Origin of the sequence: Azoarcus sp. PA01 (assembly GCA_001274695.2) — a bacterium.
Taxonomy (GTDB): domain Bacteria; phylum Pseudomonadota; class Gammaproteobacteria; order Burkholderiales; family Rhodocyclaceae; genus Aromatoleum.
Genome location: LARU01000002.1, coordinates 472,763 through 488,006, shown reverse-complemented (window position 1 = coordinate 488,006; position 15,244 = coordinate 472,763). Strand labels below are relative to the sequence as shown.

Genomic DNA, 15,244 nt, shown 5'->3' with positions numbered 1-15,244 from the left:
TTCCTAATGATTGGGCCGCTTGGTGTCCTGGTCATCGGTGGGATCGTTCTCGTTCTCGTCGTCGTTTTCGCCGGATCCAGCGTCGCCTTCGGCGAGGAGCGCCTGCAGTCGTGCCTGGTAGGCCGCCTCCACGCGCGCTTCGGCTTCGGCCGCGGCGAGCGCTTCGGCATGGGCGCGCGCCGCTTTCTCGGCTTCCGCCTGGGCACGCCCGGCATCGAGGAAGTCCTGGATCGCGAAGACCAGCTTTCGGCAGCCATCGCCGGTCAGCGCCGAGATCTCGAAATGGCGTTCGACCGGTCCATAGGCTTCGAGGAAGGCGGCGACACGCGCGGCGCGCTCGTCTTCGGGAATCAGGTCGAGTTTGTTCAGCGCCAGCCAGCGCGGCTTGTTGTACAGCGATTCATCGTATTTGCGCAGTTCCTCGACGATCGCCTTGGCGTCCCGCACCGGATCGGCGTCGGGATCGAACGGCGCGAGGTCGACGAGATGCAGCAGCACGCGCGTGCGTTGCAAGTGGCGCAGGAACTGGTGGCCGAGACCATGCCCTTCAGCCGCCCCTTCGATCAGCCCGGGAATGTCGGCGATGACGAAGCTGCGGTTCTCGTCGGTGCGCACGACGCCGAGGTTCGGCGCGAGCGTCGTGAACGGATAGTCGGCGACTTTCGGCTTTGCTGCCGAGACTGCGCGGATGAACGTGGATTTGCCGGCGTTCGGCATGCCGAGCAGGCCGACGTCGGCCAGCACTTTCAGTTCGAGGCGCAGCGCGCGACGCTCGCCTTCCTCGCCCATCGTGCGCTTGCGCGGGGCGCGGTTGACGCTCGACTTGAAGTGCAGGTTGCCCAAGCCGCCTTTGCCGCCGCGCGCGATGATCGCCTGCTTGCCGTCCTCGTCGAGGTCGGCGACGAGTTCGCCGGTGTCGAGATCGGTGATCACCGTGCCGACCGGCATGCGCAGCACGATGTCTTCGCCGCCCTTGCCGTAGCAGTCCTTGTTGCCGCCGTTCTCGCCGCGTTGCGCGCGGTGCATGCGCGTGAAACGGTAGTCGACGAGCGTGTTGAGGTTGCGGTCCGCGCACGCGTAGATGCTGCCGCCGCGCCCGCCGTCGCCGCCGTCCGGGCCGCCACGCGGGACGAATTTCTCGCGCCGGAACGACGCCGACCCGTTGCCGCCGTCGCCGGCCATGACCTCGATGCGTGCTTCGTCAATGAACTTCATGATGATGATGTGCCTGTGGCAAAAACAAAAAAGCCCTACCGCAAGGATAGGGCTTTTCGAACCGGAACGCCGCCGGGTTTCAGGCGGCTTCGGGCACGATGACGACGGTGCGGCGGCGCTGCGCGCCCTTGATCGTGAACTGCACGGTGCCGTCTTTCAGCGCGAACAGCGTGTGGTCCTTGCCGATGCCGACGTTTTCGCCCGGATGGTATTCGGTGCCGCGCTGGCGAACGATGATGTTGCCGGCGAGCACGAACTGGCCGCCATAGCGCTTGACGCCGAGGCGTTTCGATTCCGAGTCGCGGCCGTTACGGGAACTGCCGCCAGCTTTTTTGTGTGCCATGTCGAATTACCTCCGGACTCAGGCCGAGATCGCTTCGATGCGAAGCTCGGTGTAGTTCTGGCGATGCCCCTGATGCTTCTGGTAGTGCTTGCGGCGGCGCATCTTGAAAATCTTGATCTTGTCGTGACGGCCGTGGGACACCACGGTCGCCGTGACAACGGCGCCGGAAACCACCGGGGTGCCGATCTTGACCGACTCGCCCTCGCCGACCATGAAAACCTGGTCGATGGTGATTTCGGAGCCCACGTCTGCCGGTATCTGTTCTACCTTGATCTTTTCGCCGGCTGCGACGCGATACTGCTTGCCGCCGGTTTTTATCACCGCGTACATGGTGTTGCTCCAGTTGATGGGTTTGCAAAAGAATCGAGCACTCTAATGGCGAAGTCGATGATAGTCAAGGATTTCAAGGCTTTCAGGCGGTTCGCGGAGGCGGCGGGGTTCGCGCGGCAGGGCGGGCATGACCGCCGCTGCGAAGCGCGGGCGGAAGTGCTTTTGCCATTTCGGCACGCCGGGGGGGGCGTGCGCCGGGCTTTCACGCTGCCGCGCTACAGCAACCCGCGCTCGGCGAACGACAGGGGCTGCGCGTGGGCGGTGACGATGAAGTGATCGAGGACGCGGATATCGACCAGCTCGAGCGCCTGCTTCAGGCTGCGCGTCAGCAGTTCGTCCGCGGGGCTCGGCTCGGCGGCGCCCGAAGGGTGATTGTGCGCGAGAATCACCGCGGCGGCGTTCTTCGCGAGCGCGAGCTTGACGACTTCGCGCGGGTAGACGCTGGTCTGCGTCAGCGTGCCGCGGAACAGTTCGACCGCTTCGATCAGGCGATTACGCGCATCGAGCAGCAGCACGTGGAACACCTCGTGTGGCAGCGAGCCGATGCGCAGGCGCAGCCAGTTGCGCACCGCCAGCGGCGATTCGAACACGTCGGCAGCGTTCATCTGCTCGGCCAGCGCGCGTCGCGCCAGTTCCATGACCGCCTGCAGTTGGGCATACTTTGCGACGCCCATGCCCGGGATCGCGGAAAATTCCGCGGCGGAGGCGGCGCACAGGCGGGTCAGCGAGCCGAACTGTTGCAGCAGCTCGCGCGCGAGGTCGACCGCGCTTTTTCCGCGCATGCCGACGCGCAGGAACAGCGCGAGCAGTTCGGCGTCGGACAGCGCGGCAGCGCCGCGGGTGAGGAGTTTCTCGCGCGGGCGCTCGTTTTCCGGCCAGTCGGTGATTGCCATGGGTAGCGGGTGTGAGGATGGGTTTATTAATTATACGGAATATGCCATGAGCGAATTGAGCGGGCGCCGGATCGTGCTTGGCGTCACCGGCGGGGTGGCCGCATACAAGGCTGCGGAACTCGTGCGGCTGCTGGGAAAAGCGGGGGCCGACGTGCACGTCGTGCTGACCGCCGGCGGCGCACGTTTCGTCACGCCGGTGACTTTCCAGGCGCTGTCGGGCAACCCGGTATGGTCGGATCTCTGGGATCCGCGCGCGGACAACAACATGGCGCATATCGACCTGACGCGCGGCACTGACGCGATCCTGATCGCGCCGGCGACGGCTGACGTCATCGCGAAGCTCGTGCACGGCATCGCCGATGACCTGCTGACGACGCTGTGCCTCGCGCGCGAATGTCCGCTGCTCGTCGCGCCGGCGATGAACCGCCAGATGTGGGAGCACCCGGCGACGCGGCGCAATATCGCGCAGCTCGCTGCCGAGGGCGCGACGGTGGTCGGCCCGGCCGCCGGAGACCAGGCCTGCGGCGAGACCGGCATGGGCCGGATGCTCGAGCCGGACGAACTGCTCGAGCACCTGATCGCCTTTTTCCAGCCGAAGCTGCTCGCCGGGCGCAAAGTCGTGTTGACTGCAGGGCCGACGTTCGAGGCGATCGATCCGGTGCGCGGCATCACGAACACGAGTTCCGGGAAGATGGGCTATGCGCTCGCGCAGGCGTGCCGGCGCGCTGGCGCCGAAGTCGTGCTCGTCAGCGGGCCGACCGGACTGCCGGCGCCGCTCGGCGTCGATCGCGTCGACGTGCGCAGCGCGCTGCAGATGCGCGACGCCGTTGCCGCGGCGCTCCCCGGGGCCGACGTCTTCATCGGCGTCGCCGCGGTCGCGGATTACCGGCCGGTGTCGGCCGCGGAGCACAAGGTGAAGAAGTCGTCCGCCGAGCTCACGCTGACGCTGACACCCAACCCGGACATCCTCGCCGAAGTCGCGGCACGCCCGGATGCACCGTTCTGCGTCGGTTTCGCCGCCGAAAGCCGCGACCTCGATGCGTACGCCGAAGGCAAGCGGCGCGCCAAGCGCCTGCCGATGCTGGTCGGCAACCTCGTGCAGGACGGGCTCGGCAGCGACGACAATCAGGTGATCCTGTACGACGACGCCGGTCGCCATCCGCAGCCGCGCGCGCCCAAAACGGTCGTCGCGCAGAAGATCGTCGAGCATCTGGCGGGCCTGCTGGCGATGCAGGCTGTCCGGCAGCTCGCGACCTGAGCGCGACCGACTGCCGCGTTACGACCCGGGACCAACGGGCGCGATAATCAACAAAGTCATTTCCGTTTGCTGCAGCCGCTTGTGGACTGCGCGGGCGACGATCCAAGTTCCGAGGGGAAAATGCACCGAATAGACGTCAAGATTCTCGACGACCGCCTGCGCACCCACGCGCCCGCGTATGCGACGCCCGGTGCAGCCGGGCTCGATCTGCGCGCGTGCCTGAACGCGCCGGTGAGCCTGCACCCGGGCGAAACCACGCTGATTCCCAGCGGGCTCGCGATCCATCTCGCCGATCCGGGGCTTGCGGCGATGGTGCTGCCGCGCTCGGGCCTCGGTCACAAGCATGGCATCGTGCTCGGCAACCTCGTCGGGCTGATCGACTCGGATTACCAGGGGCAGATTTTCGTGTCGGTGTGGAATCGCGGACGCGAAACGTTCACGGTCCAGCCGATGGAGCGCATCGCCCAACTGGTCGTTGTGCCGGTGTTGCAGGTCGGCTTCAACATCGTCGATGAATTCCCGCAAAGCGACCGCGGCGCGGGCGGTTTCGGCAGCACCGGCAAGCACTGAATGCGTCGCGGAATTCCGGTTGGCGTACACGTCATCGTCGAGCGGGATGGTGACGTGCTGCTGCTCAGACGCGCCGGGACCGGGTTTTTCGACGGGTTGTACAGCCTTCCCGGTGGCCAGTTGGAGCCCGGCGAGTCGCTGCTCGACGCGGCCGTGCGGGAAATGCGCGAGGAAACCGGGCTGTGCTTGCACGCGGATGCGCTCGAATACGTCGGCGCCGTGCACCGCCGCTCCGACACGAACCGTGTCGATTTCTTCGTCCGCGCCGGCCGCTTCAGCGGCGAGCCGCAGATTTGCGAACCGGACAAATGCGACCGGCTCGGCTGGTTCGGGCGGGAGCGCCTTCCCGCGGCGACCGTTCCCTACATCCGCAGCGCGCTGGCTGCACGGCCGACACCGTGGCTGCTGGAACTCGGGTGGCAGGACGACGTGTGAGCCGGCTGCCGGTCAGGCCGCCTGGTCTGCGCGGGCGCGCTTGTTGTTCCGCAGGTTGCAAAAACGCAGTTCGGTCGGATACGGGAAGAAATCCTCGAGGTAACCCTTGCGGATCGAGGCCTGCACGTCCTGCCAGAACTTGGCATCGAGCAGGTCGCGGTGGTGCTGGAGGAAAGCCTTGCGCACGCGCGGGGCGCCGAGCAGGAACGTCGCGAATTCTTCCGGAAAGACGTCCATCGGACCTGCGGAATACCACGGCTCCGCCGCCATCTCCATCTCCGGGTACGGTGCCGGGGGGATTCTGCGAAAGTTCATCGCGGTCATGTACTCGATCTCGTCGTAGTCGTAGAACACGACGCGACCGTAACGGGTGATGCCGAAGTTTTTCCACAGCATGTCGCCGGGAAAGATGTTGGCCGTCGCCAGCTCGCGGATCGCGTTGCCGTATTCGCGCACCGCGTATTCGACCTGGTCGTCGTCCGCGCGCTCGAGGTAGATGTTCAGCGGCGTCATGCGGCGTTCGATGTAGAGGTGCTTGATGATCACCGAATCGCCTTCGATCTCGAACGCCGACGGCGCGAGCGCGCGCAACTCGTCGAGCAGTTCGGGGTGGAAGCGCGACAGCGGCAGCGCGGCGTACGAGAACTCGAGCGTGTCGGCCAGCCGCCCGACGCGGTCGACCTGCTTCACCATCAGGTACTTGCGCTTGACGGTCGCGCGGTCCATGTTTTTCGACGCGCCGAACACGTCCTTGATGACCTTGAACACGTACGGGTAGGACGGCAGCGTGAACACCAGCATCACGAGGCCGCGGATGCCGGGCGCGACGATGAACTGGTCGTTCGAGTGGCGCAGGTGGGCGATGAGGTCGCGGAAAAACATCGTCTTGCCCTGCTTGCCGAGCCCGAGCATCGTATAGAGCTCGGAACGGTGCTTGTTCGGCATGATCGAGCGCAGGAAGTGGACGTAGCCGGACGGCACTTCCATATCGACGAGAAAATACGCGCGCGACAGCGAGAACAGCACCGAGATGCGCCACGGGTCGAGCAGGATCGTGTCGGCCTCGAGCCGGCCTGCGGGGTTGTGCCGCACGGCCAGCGCGAACGGATATTCCTGGTAGCCGTTGATCGCCTTGCCGATGATGTAGGCGGTCTTGTTGCGGTAGAACGCCGAGTACAGCACCTGGATCTGGCAATTGACTTCCATGTCGGGCCACGCGCCGAGGTGTTCATGCACGGCGCGCAGGATGTAGTCGATGTCGCGATCGAGATCCGCGAACGGGCGCTGCCAGTCGAAATCCTCGATGATCCGCCGCACCGTGGTGCGCAAGCCTTCGTCCTGCGGGTAATAGCTGCTGTAGACCGGCGGATAGGATTCGATGTATTCGGTCGAGACGGCGGGACGCGCGAACAGGTAGTCGTTGTTGAAATACGTGCGGTGCAGGATCTTGCAGCACACCGAATTGAAGAAAGTCTCCGCCAGCTCCGGCTGCTTGTGCCGCATCAGGATGCCGATGTACTGGAGCTTGAGCTGCTGCCAGGTGCTGTCGTCGAGCGAGTCGGCGTCGAACTCCTCGTGCAGCCGCCGCACCGCCTCATCGACGCGGTCGTCGTAGAACTGCACCCGCTCGCGCACCGCGTCGATCTGCGCCTGCCAGTCGGCCGCCTCGAAGCTTTCCTTGGCGCGGCGCGAAGTCTCGCGGAAGATCCGGTAATGCTTGTTGAAGCCTTCGATCATCGCCTGGGCGATCGATTGGGCGACCGGGTTTTCCCCGACGGGTGCGTCCATGGATTCCTCGTCTCGATGAGGTGCGAAGTTGGCGCGCAGCGGCGTGATGGCCCACATTTTATCCCGAAACCTGCGGAGCGCCGGGCATGGGCCCGCAACGCCCTGGCGCAGCAGCCTGTGCCGGTACGCGGTCTTCCCCGACCGGTGCGAGTCGGCTTTCAGGGGCAGCGTAGGTCCAAATCCGCGCAACAGCCGCTCCCCGGTTTCGCCGCTCGATGGCGCGCGGGGGACACCGTCGGACGAGCACGCGCCATCTTGTATCTTATATAAGAGTAAGATTGTGCGCCTGGCGTCAAACGTGCTGCGCTCACAGGTCTATAATCGTGCGCCGCCAGAAAGTGAGCGGATGCGATCGAGCCTTCAGAGGCCGTATCTCGTCGCGTTTTTGCGTCCGTCAGGCTTCGCGCAGGCAAAATTACGAGGGAGAAATGCATGACAACGAAGAGTCCGACCATCATCTACACGCTCACCGATGAGGCGCCGTTGCTGGCGACCTACTCGCTGCTGCCGATCATCGAGACGTTTGCCGCGCCCGCCGGCATCAATATCGCGAAGAGCGACATCTCGGTGGCCGCTCGTATCCTGGCCGAATTTTCGGACTATCTGACCGACGCGCAGAAGGTGCCCGACAACCTCGCCGAACTCGGCCGGCTGACGCAGGATCCGGACACCAACATCATCAAGCTTCCGAACATCAGCGCCGCCGTGCAGCAGCTCACCACTGCGATCGCCGAGCTGCAGCAGAAGGGTTACGCGATTCCGAACTATCCGGAAACGCCGAAAACCGACGAAGAAAAGATCATCAAGCAGCGCTACGGCAAGGTGCTCGGCAGCGCCGTCAACCCGGTGCTGCGCGAAGGCAACTCCGACCGCCGCGCGCCCCCGCGGTCAAGCGCTACGCGCGCAAGCATCCGCATTCGATGGGCGAGTGGAGCATGGCGTCGCGCACGCACGTCGCGCACATGAAAAGCGGCGACTTCTACCATGGCGAGAAGTCGATGACGCTGGATCACGCGCGCGACGTACGGATGGATCTCGTCACCCGCCGCGGTGAAACCATTGTCCTCAAGCCGAAGGTCGCGCTGCTCGACGGCGAGATCATCGACTCGATGTTCATGAGCAAGAAGGCGCTGTGCGCGTTCTACGAAGAGCAGATGGAAGACGCGCGCAAGACCGGCGTGATGTTCTCGCTGCACGTCAAGGCGACGATGATGAAAGTCTCGCACCCGATCGTGTTCGGCCATGCAGTCAAGATCTTCTACAAGGACGCGTTCGAGAAGCACGGCAAGCTCTTCGACGAGCTCGGCGTCAACGTCAACAACGGCATGTCGAACCTTTACGAAAAGATCGCGACGCTGCCGGAATCGAAGCGCGACGAGATCGTGCGCGACCTGCACGCCTGCCACGAGCACCGCCCGGAGCTGGCGATGGTCGATTCCGCGAAGGGCATCACCAACCTGCACGCGCCGAACGACGTGATCGTCGACGCCTCGATGCCGGCGATGATCCGCATCGGCGGCAAGATGTGGGGTGCCGACGGCAAGCCGAAAGACACCAAGGCCGTCATGCCGGAGAGCACGTTCGCCCGCATCTACCAGGAGATGATCAACTTCTGCAAGACCAACGGCAACTTCGATCCGACGACGATGGGCACCGTGCCGAACGTCGGCTTGATGGCGCAGCAGGCCGAGGAATACGGCTCGCACGACAAGACTTTCGAGATTCCGGAAGCCGGCGAGGCGCGCATCGTCGATATCGCCACCGGCGAAGTGCTGCTGACGCAGAACGTCGAGGAAGGCGACATCTGGCGCATGTGCCAGGTCAAGGACGCCGCGATCCGCGACTGGGTCAAGCTGGCCGTCAACCGCGCCCGCAACTCCGGCATGCCGGCGCTGTTCTGGCTGGACCCTTACCGCCCGCACGAGGCAGAGCTGATCAAAAAGGTCGAGAAGTACCTGAAGGATCACGACACGAGCGGGCTCGACATCCAGATCATGAGCCAGGTGCGGGCGATGCGTTACACGCTCGAGCGCGTCATCCGCGGCCTCGACACGATCTCGGTGACCGGCAACATCCTGCGCGACTACCTGACCGACCTGTTCCCGATCATGGAACTGGGCACCAGCGCGAAGATGCTGTCGATCGTGCCGCTGATGGCCGGGGGCGGCATGTACGAAACCGGGGCAGGCGGTTCGGCGCCGAAGCACGTGCAGCAGCTGGTCGAGGAAAACCACCTGCGCTGGGACTCGCTCGGCGAGTTCCTCGCGCTGGCGGTGTCGCTCGAAGACATGGGCATCAAGACCGGCAACGCCAAGGCCAAGCTGCTCGCCAGGACTCTCGACGAGGCGACCGGAAAACTGCTCGACAACGACAAGTCGCCGTCGCGCAAGACCGGTGAGCTGGACAACCGCGGCAGCCACTTCTACCTCGCGCTGTACTGGGCACAGGCGCTGGCGGCGCAGGACGACGACGCGGAGCTGAAGGCGCGTTTCGCCCCGGTGGCGAAAGCGCTGGCCGAGAACGAGCAGAAGATCGTGGACGAGCTGCGCGCCGCACAGGGACGTCCGGCGGACATCGGCGGCTATTACCTGCCTGATCCGGCGAAGACCCAGGCGGTGATGCGCCCGAGCGCGACGTTCAACGCGATTCTGGCGGAAGCCTCGGCCTGAGCATCGCGAAGCGCGCGCCGCGCAAGGGGCGCGCGCAGGCGGAAATCCTGGCGCCGAAAGGAAGGTGCCGGGGTTTTGCGCCATAATTGATATCCGGAGTGGGGGAGGAGCATCATCCGCATACGTCGTCCCCGGGGCGCCCGCGTGCGGTGATTCCCCAAGCTGCCAGTCGAAGGTTTTCAGTGCAACGCTGAGTCAATCGAATCGAGTCCACCTAGAGGGAGTAGGCATGAGCACATCTCACATCACGGTCCCGGCCGCCGGTCAGAAAATCATTCCTGGCCAGCCCATCCCCGATAATCCGATCATCCCGTTCATCGAAGGCGACGGCATCGGCGTAGACATCACGCCGGTGATGATCAAGGTCATCGATGCGGCAGTCCAGAAAGCCTATGCCGGCCAGAGAAAAATCCACTGGATGGAAGTCTATGCCGGCGAGAAATCCACTCAGGTCTACGGCCCGGACGAGTGGCTGCCGAAGGAAACTTTCGACGCGCTCAAGGAATACTCGGTGTCGATCAAGGGCCCGATGACGACGCCGGTCGGCGGCGGCATCCGCTCGCTGAACGTCGCGCTGCGTCAGGAACTCGACCTCTACCAGTGTGTGCGTCCGATCCAGTACTTCAAGGGCGTGCCTTCGCCGCTGAAGAACCCGGAACTGACCAACATGGTGATCTTCCGCGAGAACACCGAGGACATCTACGCCGGCATCGAATGGCAGGCAAACTCGGAGCAGGTCAGGAAAGTCATCGCGTTCCTGCAGAACGAGATGGGCGTCAAGAAGATCCGCTTCCCGGAAACGTCCGGCATCGGCATCAAGCCGGTTTCGGTCGAAGGCACGCAGCGGCTGGTGCGTGCCGCGCTCAAGTACGTGATCGAAAACGACCGCAAGTCGCTGACGATCGTGCACAAGGGCAACATCATGAAGTTCACCGAAGGCCTGTTCCGTGACGTCGCTTACGAGCTGGCGCAGCAGGAATTCGGCGCGCAGCCGATCGACGGCGGCCCGTGGTGCAAGTTCAAGAACCCGAACACCGGGCGCGAAATCGTTGTCAAGGACTCGATCGCCGACGCTTTCCTGCAGCAGATCCTGCTGCGTCCGGCCGAGTACGACGTGATCGCGACGACGAACCTGAACGGCGACTACATCTCCGACGCGCTGGCTGCGCAGGTCGGCGGCATCGGCATCGCGCCGGGCGCGAACATTTCCGATCAGTACGCGTGCTTCGAAGCGACGCACGGCACGGCGCCGAAATACGCCGGCCTGGACAAGGTCAACCCGGGTTCGCTGATCCTGTCCGCCGAGATGATGCTGCGTTTCATGAAGTGGACGGAAGCGGCCGATCTCGTCATCAAAGGCATGGAAGCCGCCATCGGCGACAAGGTCGTGACCTACGACTTCGCGCGCCTGATGGAAGGCGCCCAGGAAGTGTCCTGCTCGGCGTTTGGCGACGCGATGATCGCGCGCATGTAACTCGCGGTCAGTGGACACACCTCGCAGCCCCCGAAAGGGGGCTTTTTGCGTTACAGCGGACGGGGCGCCGTCCCCCGGGAGGTTCGCCTACCGGCGTTCGCCGACCCCGTGGCGGCGGTCGAGGCGATTCATCACATGGACATAGATCGCGATGATGACCAGGTAGGTCAGCAGCGATCCCTGGGCAAAGATGTAGAAACCGAGAGGGAAGCCCAAGAAGGAGTACCGGTTGAGTTCGTCGGCGAAGTAACCCGCTCCGAACGTGACAAGGAACCAGACGGACAGCAGCGCTACCGTGAGCAGCAGGGTGCGGCGCCAGTAGACCCGCTGTTGTTCAGTCAGTTTCATTGTTCCAGCCGAGGTTCCGGGTGAGCGCAACAGGGAGCGCATGCGGCGGGAGAGTGTGGCGTCCCCCCGGCGCATGGTTCTCCCGGTGCGGGAGGCGTCCTGTGCTATTGGCCGGAACTTCGCTCGGCATGGAGCTTCGCGAGACGCTGCTGCACCTCCTGCGGCGCGGGCTCGTGGCCGCTCGCCGCAAGCACGAATTCGCTCTCGCCGGCGCAGATCGCTTTGAGCCGCGCCTCGAAGCCTTCCATCTCGGCCATCGGCACGGTCGCGGTGAGCACTGTCCACCCGCTCGCTGGGCTCTCGGTGGCGGTGAGCCGGCCTCGCCGTGCAGCGAACTCGGCGGTGATGTCGCCGAAATGGCTGTCCTCGATTTTCACCGTGACCGTGACCAGCGGTTCGAGCACGATCGGCCGCGCCGCGAGCAGCGCTTCGAGCGTCGCGTGACGCCCGGCGGTGACGAACGAGATTTCGTTCGAATCCACCGCATGGTGCTTGCCGTCGGTCAGCACGACGCGCACGTCCTGCACCGGGAAACCGGACAACGCCCCTTCGGTGAGCGCCTGGCGCACGCCTTTCTCGACTGCCGGGAGGAAGTTCGTCGGGATCGCGCCTCCTTTGACCTCGTTGCCGAGTTCGATGCCGGAGCCGCGCGGCAGCGCTTCGACGCGCAGCGCGACCTCGCCGAACTGGCCGGCGCCGCCGCTCTGCTTCTTGTGGCGGTAGCGTGCCTCCGCGGTGCCGGCGATGGTTTCGCGATACGGCACCGTGGGTGTCGCGGTGTCGAGCTGCAGGTTCCAGCGCGTGCGCAACTGCTCCAGCACGATCTTCAGATGCAGTTCTCCGAGCCCCCGGATCACCGTTTGGCGGGCCTGGTGATCGAACCCCACTTCCAGGCACGGATCCTCGTCGACGAGCCGCACCAGCGCTTCGGCCAGTTTCTGTTCGTCGCCATGTTTTTTGGTGATCAGCGCGAGCCCGAACACCGGCTGCGGATAGCGCGGCGCAGCGAGATGGTAGGTGTCTTCGTCGTGCGAGTCGTGCAGCACGGCGTCGGAGTGGATGTCGTCGACGCGCGCGACGGCGCAGATGTCGCCCGGCACGCCGACCGGCGTCTCGACCTGGTTCTTGCCCTGCAGGCGCAGCAAGTGGGCCACTTTGAAGCTCTTGCGGCTGTCGCCGATATAGAGCTGGGTGTTCGGGCCGAGCGTCCCCTGGTGGATGCGGAACAGCCCGAGCTTGCCGCGATACGGATCGTTCGCGACCTGGAACACATGCGCGATAACGTGGCGGGCCGGGTCCGGCGCGACTTCGACCGGCTGCGCCTGACTGCCTTCTCCTTTGAGGAAGCGGGGCGGATTGCCTTCGGTCGGGTCCGGCATCAGGCGGCCGAGAATGTCGAGCAGTTCGTTCACCCCGGCGCCGGTACGCGCTGATACGAAGCACACCGGAATCAGGTGGCCTTCGCGCAGCGCCTGTTCGAACGGCGCGTGAAGCTGCTCGGGGTCGAGCGATTCACCCTGCTCGAGATAGCTTGCCATCAGCGCTTCGTCGAGTTCGACGACCTGGTCAATGATCGCCTCGTGCGCTGCGGCGACCGACAAAAATGCGGTTTCGGCAGCGTGGTCGGGCGCGAAAAAGCAGTCGATGACCCGGGCACGGTCGGCGGCCGGCAGGTTGACGGGCAGGCATTCGCGACCAAAAGTCGCCGTCAGCTTCTCCATCAGCGCCGTGAGGTCGGCAGTGCTCGCGGCGTCGATCTTCGATACGACCACCAGGCGGCACTTGTCGGCCGCGGCATCCATCATGCGGCGGGTGCCGCTTTCGATGCCTGCCTGCGCGCTGACGACGACTGCCGCCGTCTCGACTGCGGGCAGCGCCGACAGCGCGCGCCCGGCGAGATCCGGCAAGCCCGGGGTGTCGAGCATGTTGACCCAGTGCCCGGCCCATTCGAAGTGCGCAATCGACGTCGCAAGGGAATGGCCCATCGCCTTTTCCTGTGCGTCGAAGTCGCTGACGGTGTCGCCGCGTTCGATGCTGCCGGCCGCACCGATCGTCCCCGAGGCGGCGAGCAGCGCTTCGAGCAGAGTCGTCTTGCCGCCGCCGGAATGGCCGAGCAGGGCGACGTTGCGGATGTCGTGTACCGAGGTCGGTGTCATGGCGCTGTCCTCCCGTTGTCGTTTGACCAGAGTTTCCGCCTGTCGCGCCGCGGGTGCAACGCCTGCAGGTCGGACAGGCCCGTTCAGGCGCTGCGCAGCCCGAACAGCCGCGTCACCGCGATCGCCAGCAGCGGCAGCGACAATCCCAGCAGCGTGACGGTGATCAGCAGCACGCCGAGTTCGGAATAATCGGCAGGCATTGTCACGGCGCCGCTGGCCGGATCCCGCACTTCGCGGCTGACGGTGAAAATCTCGTTCAGGTATTTCGTGCCGAGCTGCGCCGCCGACAACGCAAGGTTCGTGAATGATGCCATCACCGCGAAGAACGTCGCCTTCAGATGCGAAGGGGCCGAATTCGCGATCCACGCGAGCATCGGCACCATCGACACCTGCCCGAGCGGCGACTCGAGCGCAGTGTTCGCGATCGCGATGAAGCGCGCGTCGATGAGTCCGCCGGTGAGCCGCGCGGTCCATTCGTGCAGGCCGTAGAACATGCCGACGATCGGGGCGGACAGCAGCGTCGCGGCCAGCGTCAGCACGATGACGATCTGGGCGATCGATTTTTCGGCCATGAAGCGGCGGAACAGGAACAGGCCGGCGAGCGTCAGCGTGCTCGTGATCAGGTCGAGGCGCGACAGGAAGCTCTGGTCGAAGCCGAGCACATCGATCATCCACCAGCTCGCACCGGCTCCCGGCGTCGGCATCGCGCGAAAGACGAAGATCACGATGACGGTGCCGAGCAGCGTGCGCGCCGCCTCCGGGGCGAGTTCGCGCAGCAGCTTCGCGATCATCACGCCGATGATCGCAAACGACGATGCGAAGATCAGCTCCTGGCCGTACGCCATGCCCGACAGCCCGACGCCGAGCGTGAGCGCGACGAACACCGCGCTGCCGCCAAGGATCCACCAGTTCGGCGCAGTTTTTTCCTGCGGCTCGTGCACCAGGCGATCGACTTCCGCGGTGCTGTGGCCGAGCGACTCGAGGCGCCGCGCCTCGCGCCGCTTAAGCACGCCGGCGAGCAGCACGCCGCTGATCGACAGCAGCGGGATCACCAGCGCGAGCTCGTAGATGCGCACGTAGATCGCGACTTTTGCGGACTCGGGCAGGGTTTCGGCGCCCTGGAACATCGCGACGTTCGCGAGCGACACCAGCACCGTGCCGCCGATGATCGCGACGCGCCCGAGCATCTGCATTGTCGTGTGCATCAGCTTTATCGTTTCGGCCGGGTAGGGGGCGCCGTCGGCGTCGAGCCGCGGCACCGCTTCGACGGTCATCGCGTCGGCGACCGCGTCCTGCATCACGTAGCCGAGCGGTGCGAGCAGCGCAGACAGCACGAACCACGCTTCGGCGCTCATCACGGCGCGCATCTCGTCGGGCCGGGAGATCAGCCCGATCATGATCGCGAGGCTCGCTGCGATCAGCGTCGCGCCCAGATAGACGAACCCGGCCTTGTGCCGCCACATCAGGTCGACGAGATGGCCGAGCGGCATCTTCAGCGCCCACGGAATGCCGGCCCAGAAGCCGAGCGCGGCGAGAAAAGCCGCCGACAGGCCGAGGTAGTCCTTGACGAAGAACGTGCCGACGATGCCGGTCAGGCCCGATACGCCGGCCGCGACATACACCATCAGCGGCGGCAGGTACGACAGCCGCATCTCGCGGCCCAGCTCCAGAATGTTGCGGTCGAACCAGCGGTACAGGGCAGTGCTCAAGGCGGGGATTCCAGGGGTCAGGGGCGGATCGGGTTGAAGGAAAAAACGAAAGGGGA

12 protein-coding genes and 1 pseudogene are annotated in these 15,244 nt (G+C 65.0%); 5 read left to right on the top strand and 8 right to left on the bottom strand.

Features of this window, described 5'->3' with window-relative positions:
* Positions 1-3 precede the first annotated feature (3 nt).
* The 4 genes from obgE to radC all read right to left on the bottom strand — a co-directional run bounded on the left by obgE (position 4) and on the right by radC (position 2,781).
* On the bottom strand, positions 4-1,215 hold the full coding sequence (gene obgE / locus PA01_03260) for a GTPase ObgE (protein ID KON80777.1): 1,212 nt from the start codon (positions 1,213-1,215) through the stop codon (positions 4-6).
* Between the two features lie 79 nt (positions 1,216-1,294).
* Positions 1,295-1,558: a 50S ribosomal protein L27 gene (gene rpmA / locus PA01_03255; protein KON80776.1), complete on the bottom strand. Its 264-nt coding sequence runs from the start codon at positions 1,556-1,558 to the stop codon at positions 1,295-1,297.
* An 18-nt stretch (positions 1,559-1,576) separates the two neighbouring features.
* Positions 1,577-1,888, bottom strand: coding sequence for a 50S ribosomal protein L21 (rplU, locus tag PA01_03250; protein KON80775.1), 312 nt, complete (start codon positions 1,886-1,888; stop codon positions 1,577-1,579).
* A gap of 215 nt (positions 1,889-2,103) precedes the next feature.
* Entirely contained in the window at positions 2,104-2,781 is a 678-nt protein-coding gene (radC, locus tag PA01_03245) for a DNA repair protein RadC (protein ID KON80774.1), read from the bottom strand.
* A gap of 46 nt (positions 2,782-2,827) precedes the next feature.
* Here radC and coaBC point away from each other — a divergent pair, with 46 nt between their 5' ends.
* From coaBC to PA01_03230, 3 genes are all read left to right on the top strand, one after another.
* Positions 2,828-4,039: a bifunctional phosphopantothenoylcysteine decarboxylase/phosphopantothenate--cysteine ligase CoaBC gene (gene coaBC, locus PA01_03240; protein ID KON80773.1), complete on the top strand. Its 1,212-nt coding sequence runs from the start codon at positions 2,828-2,830 to the stop codon at positions 4,037-4,039.
* 120 nt (positions 4,040-4,159) lie between these two features.
* A complete protein-coding gene (gene dut / locus PA01_03235) occupies positions 4,160-4,609 on the top strand; it encodes a dUTP diphosphatase (protein ID KON80772.1) in 450 nt (149 codons plus the stop codon).
* Complete coding sequence (locus tag PA01_03230; protein KON80771.1) at positions 4,610-5,044, top strand: NUDIX domain-containing protein; 435 nt, start codon at positions 4,610-4,612, stop codon at positions 5,042-5,044.
* Positions 5,045-5,056: 12 nt separating this feature from the next.
* Here PA01_03230 and aceK read toward each other — a convergent pair whose 3' ends face one another.
* The gene (gene aceK, locus PA01_03225; protein ID KON80770.1) at positions 5,057-6,832 is read right to left on the bottom strand and encodes a bifunctional isocitrate dehydrogenase kinase/phosphatase; all 1,776 of its coding nucleotides are present in this window, start codon (positions 6,830-6,832) and stop codon (positions 5,057-5,059) included.
* 432 nt (positions 6,833-7,264) lie between these two features.
* Here aceK and PA01_03220 point away from each other — a divergent pair.
* Together PA01_03220 and icd are read left to right on the top strand one after the other, a co-directional pair.
* A pseudogene (locus PA01_03220) lies at positions 7,265-9,501 on the top strand (NADP-dependent isocitrate dehydrogenase).
* A gap of 229 nt (positions 9,502-9,730) precedes the next feature.
* Entirely contained in the window at positions 9,731-10,975 is a 1,245-nt protein-coding gene (gene icd / locus PA01_03215; protein ID KON80769.1) for an NADP-dependent isocitrate dehydrogenase, read from the top strand.
* Positions 10,976-11,062: 87 nt separating this feature from the next.
* Here icd and PA01_03210 read toward each other — a convergent pair whose 3' ends face one another.
* The 3 genes from PA01_03210 to PA01_03200 all read right to left on the bottom strand — a co-directional run bounded on the left by PA01_03210 (position 11,063) and on the right by PA01_03200 (position 15,188).
* Complete coding sequence (locus PA01_03210; GenBank protein KON80768.1) at positions 11,063-11,323, bottom strand: DUF4212 domain-containing protein; 261 nt, start codon at positions 11,321-11,323, stop codon at positions 11,063-11,065.
* A 104-nt stretch (positions 11,324-11,427) separates the two neighbouring features.
* Positions 11,428-13,479, bottom strand: coding sequence for an elongation factor G (gene fusA / locus PA01_03205; GenBank protein KON80767.1), 2,052 nt, complete (start codon positions 13,477-13,479; stop codon positions 11,428-11,430).
* Between the two features lie 83 nt (positions 13,480-13,562).
* Positions 13,563-15,188, bottom strand: a complete 1,626-nt coding sequence (locus PA01_03200; GenBank protein ID KON80766.1) for a hypothetical protein — start codon at positions 15,186-15,188, stop codon at positions 13,563-13,565.
* Positions 15,189-15,244: the final 56 nt, after the last annotated feature.

Bases quoted from the DNA above. Each gene is read 5' to 3' on its own strand.
- obgE (KON80777.1), bottom strand. From the start codon at position 1,215: ATGAAGTTCATTGACGAAGCACGCATCGAGGTCATGGCCGGCGACGGC.
- rpmA (KON80776.1), bottom strand. From the start codon at position 1,558: ATGGCACACAAAAAAGCTGGCGGCAGTTCCCGTAACGGCCGCGACTCG.
- rplU (KON80775.1), bottom strand. From the start codon at position 1,888: ATGTACGCGGTGATAAAAACCGGCGGCAAGCAGTATCGCGTCGCAGCC.
- radC (KON80774.1), bottom strand. From the start codon at position 2,781: ATGGCAATCACCGACTGGCCGGAAAACGAGCGCCCGCGCGAGAAACTC.
- coaBC (KON80773.1), top strand. From the start codon at position 2,828: ATGAGCGAATTGAGCGGGCGCCGGATCGTGCTTGGCGTCACCGGCGGG.
- dut (KON80772.1), top strand. From the start codon at position 4,160: ATGCACCGAATAGACGTCAAGATTCTCGACGACCGCCTGCGCACCCAC.
- PA01_03230 (KON80771.1), top strand. From the start codon at position 4,610: ATGCGTCGCGGAATTCCGGTTGGCGTACACGTCATCGTCGAGCGGGAT.
- aceK (KON80770.1), bottom strand. From the start codon at position 6,832: ATGGACGCACCCGTCGGGGAAAACCCGGTCGCCCAATCGATCGCCCAG.
- icd (KON80769.1), top strand. From the start codon at position 9,731: ATGAGCACATCTCACATCACGGTCCCGGCCGCCGGTCAGAAAATCATT.
- PA01_03210 (KON80768.1), bottom strand. From the start codon at position 11,323: ATGAAACTGACTGAACAACAGCGGGTCTACTGGCGCCGCACCCTGCTG.
- fusA (KON80767.1), bottom strand. From the start codon at position 13,479: ATGACACCGACCTCGGTACACGACATCCGCAACGTCGCCCTGCTCGGC.